Below are 5,554 nucleotides of genomic sequence, written 5' to 3' on the forward strand. Positions count from 1 at the left end.
CGCCGCCTGGCGCGAGGCGCTGGCCGCCGCCCGGGCCGCGCGGGCGGACGCCCGGCTCGACCCGATCGCAGGGTGGACGGACATCGGCCCGTACCGGCTGCTGGCCACGCTCCCCCCGACCGCCCCCGACGCCGCCGTACGCCCCCTGCTGGAGCGCGCGCACGCGGAACTGGCCCGCACCGCCGAGACGTTCCTGGACTGCGCGGGCCAGGCGAGCCGTACCGCCCAGGTCCTCGGGATCCACCGGCAGACGCTCTACTACCGCCTCTCCCGGGTGCGCCAGCTCACCGGCCTGGACCTCGACGCGGGTGACGACCGGCTGCTCCTCCACATGGCCCTCAAGGCGGCCCGGCTCCGGTAGGGGGTGCCTTGCCGTCCAGGAGCCGCGGTGCCGGTGGCGGTCCGAGTCAGCGGCGCAGGGCCAGCACCGTGCCCCTCGTGACGGCCTCCTTGAACCGGGCCGAGGCGCGGCCGGTGAGGACGGCGGCGACGGGGCTGTCGTCGGAGCGGGTGAACTGGGTGAGGCCGTCGTGCCGGCCGAGGCTGATGTTCTGCCAGACGTAGCGCAGGCGCAGCGGCTTGGGGGCACGTCCGGTGAGCGAGGCCGCGACGCTGCCCGCGACGTACGCGCCCATCGGCAGCCCCGTCTGGCACGACATGCGGGATGCCGCGCCGTCGGGTCCGTACGCCGCCACGGCGTCGCCCGCTGCGAAGACCTCCGGGTGGGAGAGCGAGCGCAGCGTCGGGTCGACCGTGATCAGGCCGCGGGCATCGACCGCGAACCCGGCCTCGCGTGCCAGGTCGGGTACGCGGAACCCTGCCGTCCAGACGACGGCGTCGGCCGGGATCTCGCCGCCGTCGGCGAGGACCAGGCCGTGTGCGGCGACCTCGGAGACGCGGGTGTGTTCCCGGAGCGTGACGCCGTGCCGGTCCAGGGCGGCACGGAGGTACCGTCGGCCGCGCTGCGAGAGCCCGGCGCCGAGCTCACCGCCGGTGACCAGGCGCACCGTGAGCGCCGGGTAGGTCTCGGCCAGCTCGGTGGCCGCCTCGATGCCGGTCAGGCCCGCCCCGGCCACGACCAGCGAACCTCGGGCGTCCGACATGCGGTCGCGCAGGCGGACCGCGTCCTGGTAGGTGGCAACCGCCGAGGCGTGCGCGGCGGCTCCGGGGACGGCGGCGGTGTCGGCCGCGCTGCCCAGCGCGTAGACGAGGGTGTCGTAGGCGATGGCGTAAGGAGCGGAGTCGATCTGGACCGTACGGGCGGCGGCGTCGACGGCGGTCACCCGGGCGACGACCAGCTCGATGCCCGTGCCGGCGAGGAGACCGCTCAGGGGCAGTTCTTTCAGTGGCTGACCGGCGGCGAGCTGGTGCAGACGTACCCGCTCCACGAAATGGCCGACGGCATTGACCAGCGTGATGCGTATGTCGCCCCGGCGCAGCTTGCGGGACGCGCCCTTGGCGGCGGACAGCCCGGCGTACCCGGCTCCCAGGACCACGATGTGATGTGTCATGCCTCCTGAACCGGCGGGCCGGCGGATCCGTGACAGCTCATGGCGTGAAGTGGATCACGCGAGCTGGCCGGCGGCGAAGGCCAGCTTGTCGGGGTTGATGACCGTACGAACCGCGTCGACCCGGCCCTCGCGGATTTCCGGTACGACGATGGCAAGCAGCGCCTGGCCTGCGAAGACGACAGCCGCCGGCGCGCCGTTCACCTCGGCGAACTCGACCCTGACCCGCGCCGTCTCCGGCCGGGAGCCCAGGCCCAGCAGATAGCGGAGCACGTTCTCGTGTCCGGTGATCGGTCGGCGTGCCGCGGTCACCTGGCCGCCGCCGTCGGCCCAGACGACCACGTCGTCGGCGAGCAGCTGCTCGAGTCCGGCCACATCGCCCTCGAAGGTGGCGGCGAAGAAGCGCTCGACGATCTTCTGGTGTTGTGCGTCGTCGACGTCGAAGTCCCGTCGCGGGTGGCGGAGTCGTTCGCGGGCCCGGCGGTGCAACTGCCGCGAGTGGGCCTCCTCGATGCCGACGGCTTCGGCGACTTCCCGGTGGCTGTGGCCGAACGCCTCGCGCAGGACGAACACCGCACGTTCGGCCGGGGTGAGCCGCTCCATCAGGCTGAGCAGCGCGAAGGACACGGACTCGCGCTGCTCAGCGGTCTCCAGCGGGCCGAGCCGGTCGGCGCCGGTGTGCGTGAGGACCGGCTCGGGGAGCCAGGGCCCGACGTACAGCTCCCGCTGGGCACGGGCGGACGTGAGCTGGTTGACGCAGAGGTTCGTCATGACCTTGGTCAGCCAGGCGGCCGGTGTACGGACGGCGGAGTGGTCGGCCGTGCTCCAGCGCAGATACGTGTCCTGCACGACGTCCTCGGCCTCACTCGCCGAACCGAGCATCCTGTACGCGAGCGAGAAGAGCCGAGGCCGGTGCGCTTCGAAGTCCGCGGCAGCTTCTTTGCTCATGTCCGCAGCATGCCAGGCGGGTCAGCGGGACCCGGATCACCCACAGAACTCCGCGTCGATGGCCCTCTGTTCGAGGGCGTCATCGCCCCAGTCCCCGTTCTGGTTGAGCGTGATGACGTGTTCGCCGTCGGCGGTGGCCGCCGTTCGACTCACCGCGCCGAGGATCTCGCCCGAGTGCCCCCAGACCGTCACGCCGCACGGCGTGAGCTTCTGCGACCTGACGCCGAGGCCGTAGGACTTGCCGTCGCCCAGGTCTCGGCCGGTGAACATCTCCTTCTGCTGGGCAGGGGGCAGCAGTTCGCCCCGCAGCAGGGCGCGGAAGAAGACGTTCAGATCGCGGGCGGTCGAGATGATCTCGCCCGAGGCTCCGGAGACCGACGGGTTGAATTCGGTGGCGTCGTGGACCCGGGCGTCGGGGCCGTCGACGAAGAGCGTGGAGTAGTGCCGCGGGTGCGGGCCGGGCAGCCTCGGCGAGGTGCCGGGAAGCGTGGTCCCGCGCAGGCCGAGCGGCTTGATGATGCGGCGCTCCACTTCCGTGGCGTAGGTGTGGCCCGTGGCCTTCTCGATGACCATTCCGGCCAGGATGTAGTTGGTGTTCGAGTAGTCCCAGCCCCCGCCCGGCGCGAAGACCGGCTCGTGCGCGAGGGCGGTCCGCACCAGCTTCTCGGGCGTGGCGCCGTCGTACCGGTGAGCGAAGAACGCCGTGCCGGTGTACTTGGCGCGGAGCGCGGCGTCGTCGAGGAAGTCGTAGAGCCCGCTGGTGTGCTGGAGCAGCCGGCGCAGGGTGATGCGGCGCCCGTCGTTGCCGTTGCCGCGCACCAGACCCGGCAGCCACCTGTCGACCGTGTCGTCGATCGACAGTCCGTACGCGGGGTCGGCGGCGAGCTGGAGCAGGACGGTGGCGGTGAACGGCTTGGTCACGCTGCCGACGCGGAACCGGTCCTGCGGCAGCCGCGGGCGACCGGTGCGAAGGTCCCCCACGCCGGACGCCCCGTACCAGACCTCGTCCGCGCGGTCGGCCCGGGCCAGGACGCCGGGGGTGCCCGCGCGGGTGATCGCGTCGAGGGCGTCCTGGGTCGCGGGGTGGGTCGCCGAGTGAGGGGAGCGAGGGGAGGCGGCGCCCGGTGCCGCGGCAGCCGGGACGACCGCCGTCGCGACGACCGCTCCCGTCAGTGCGAGGACGGCCAGGGCGCGGGGCAGGCGGAGCAGACGGGGTAGGCGGGATAAGGCATACGGGGCCATGCGGGTCCTCCGTCGTCGGATGGATTCCGGCATGGGGAAGGACTCCGGACCGTGGCTCGAGGGTTGACGCCGCTCGCTCAGGCGGACGGATCCGGCGGCCCGCCGCCGAGGATGCGGCGCATCGCCTCGATCAGATCCCGGGCGTCGGGGGTGAGACCCGGGTTCAGGGCCTGCTGGACGACCATCCCGCTCACCAGGGTCATGGAGAACGAGCCCAGCACCCGGGTGGTCTCCTCGTCGACCTCGCGCCCGTCGATGCCGTGGAAGAGCCCCACCAGCGCCTGGCGCGCCTCCGGCTGGGCGCGGTCGAACGCCTCCCGCAACGCCGGGTCGTGCTCGGCCTGCATGACGGCCTCCAGCTGGGCCCGCCACATCGCCTGGTGCTTGCCGACCAGTTCGAGGGCCCGGGACCAGCCCGACGCGAAACGCTCCGTCACCTCGCCATCGGCCGTGGCGTCCTGGGCGAGGGACGCCTGGACCTCGTCGGCCCAGTCGCTCATGGCCGCGAACAGCGCCTCCCGCATGAGGGTGTCCTTGGAGCCGTAGTGGTAGCCGATGGACGCCAAGTTGGCTCCCGAGGCGGCCACGATGTCCCGCGCGGTCGTGCGTGACCAGCCCTTTTCCAGCAGGCAGCGCTTCGCCCCGGCGAGCAGATCCTCTCGATGTCCCATGGCGTCAGCCTATCCCGGTCCCATACAAGCGTCTAAGACGCCCGTATGCCGAGGTGCCGGGGACGGCAACCTACCCGCGCGCGGCGGCAACCAGGAGGTAGTCCCGGTCCCCGTCCCCCGGTCCGCGAGAGGACTGATGCACCGTGCGCCTCATCAGAGCGTTAGCGGCCGCCGCACTCGCCACCACCATCCTGGTCGGCGCGGGCCACGCGCCCCGCGCCGCCGCGGGCGAACTCCCCTCCGCCACCGCCTTCTTCAACCACCCCGACTCGCTCGTCAACAAGTGGGTCGCCGCCAACCCGAACGACTCCCGCCGGGCCCGCATCGCCTCGCGGATCGCGTCCCAGCCCCAGGCCGTCTGGTTCTCGCGGTACTCCCCCGGCACCGTCACCGAGGACGTCCGTAAGATCACCTCGGCCGCCTCCGCCAAGGGCCAGGTGCCCGTGCTCGTCGCGTACCAGCTCCCCAACCGCGACTGCGGCGGCGCCTCCGCCGGCGGGGCCCCCGATCTGGCGAGCTACGACGCGTGGGTGCGCGGCTTCGCCGCCGGGCTGGGCAGCGGGCCCTCGATCGTCATCCTCGAACCGGACTCGATCGCGCTCATCAGCTGTCTGTCGCCCGCCGAACTGAGCGGCCGCTACGCCTCGCTCGCCCGCGCCTCGGCCGCCATCCACGCCGCCGCGCCCAAGGCCCGGGTGTACTTCGACGCCGGTCACTCCGCCTGGAACAGCCCCGCCGTCCAGGCCTCCCGGCTGCGCTCCGCGGGGGTGCTGAGCAGCGGCGACGGCATCTACAGCAATGTCTCCAACTACCGCCGCACCGCCGACGAGGTCGCCTTCGCCAAGAGCGTGCTCGCCCAGCTCGGCAGCTCCTCGGGCCTCACCGCGGTCATCGACACCAGCCGCAACGGAAACGGCCCCGCGCCCGGCGACGCCTGGTGCGACCCGCGCGGCCGCAAGGTCGGCGAGAACCCCACGGCGACCACCGGCGACGCGGCCATCGACGCCTACCTGTGGGTCAAGCCGCCGGGCGAACTGGACGGCTGCGCGGGGGCGGCGGGCGCGTTCTCGCCGGACTACGCGTCCGAGATGGCGGGCTGAGGGTGCCTCGTCGGATGCGCCGAGCCGCGTACGCCGCGGCGGCCGCGCTCGTGTGCGCCCTGCCGGCCGCACCGGGCGGGGCCGC

At 73.1% G+C, this 5,554-nt stretch carries 6 protein-coding genes; 2 read left to right on the forward strand and 4 right to left on the reverse strand.

The features are described 5' to 3' along the window. Positions 1–361, forward strand: a 361-nt coding sequence (locus EEJ42_RS34870) for a PucR family transcriptional regulator (RefSeq protein ID WP_184503424.1), incomplete at its 5' end; no start/stop codon positions are given. 46 nt (positions 362–407) lie between these two features. On the opposite strand, the gene EEJ42_RS34875 is transcribed toward EEJ42_RS34870, so the two are convergent. The 4 genes from EEJ42_RS34875 to EEJ42_RS34890 form a co-directional block, all read right to left on the reverse strand. Further along, positions 408–1,511, reverse strand: coding sequence for an NAD(P)/FAD-dependent oxidoreductase (locus EEJ42_RS34875; protein WP_123106195.1), 1,104 nt, complete (start codon positions 1,509–1,511; stop codon positions 408–410). A gap of 54 nt (positions 1,512–1,565) precedes the next feature. Then, positions 1,566–2,456 carry an RNA polymerase sigma-70 factor gene (locus EEJ42_RS34880; RefSeq protein WP_123106197.1) on the reverse strand — a complete coding sequence of 297 codons (891 nt, stop codon included), beginning with the start codon at positions 2,454–2,456 and terminating at the stop codon, positions 1,566–1,568. A 36-nt stretch (positions 2,457–2,492) separates the two neighbouring features. Further along, positions 2,493–3,698 carry a serine hydrolase domain-containing protein gene (locus EEJ42_RS34885; protein WP_123106199.1) on the reverse strand — a complete coding sequence of 402 codons (1,206 nt, stop codon included), beginning with the start codon at positions 3,696–3,698 and terminating at the stop codon, positions 2,493–2,495. Between the two features lie 77 nt (positions 3,699–3,775). Continuing rightward, a complete protein-coding gene (locus EEJ42_RS34890) occupies positions 3,776–4,369 on the reverse strand; it encodes a TetR/AcrR family transcriptional regulator (RefSeq protein WP_123106201.1) in 594 nt (197 codons plus the stop codon). Positions 4,370–4,512: 143 nt separating this feature from the next. Between EEJ42_RS34890 and EEJ42_RS34895 the strand changes: the two genes are divergently transcribed. Beyond that, on the forward strand, positions 4,513–5,469 hold the full coding sequence (locus tag EEJ42_RS34895) for a glycoside hydrolase family 6 protein (RefSeq protein WP_123106203.1): 957 nt from the start codon (positions 4,513–4,515) through the stop codon (positions 5,467–5,469). The last annotated feature ends 85 nt before the right edge of the window (positions 5,470–5,554 follow it).

Source organism: Streptomyces botrytidirepellens (assembly GCF_003721215.1).
Lineage (GTDB): Bacteria > Actinomycetota > Actinomycetes > Streptomycetales > Streptomycetaceae > Streptomyces > Streptomyces himastatinicus.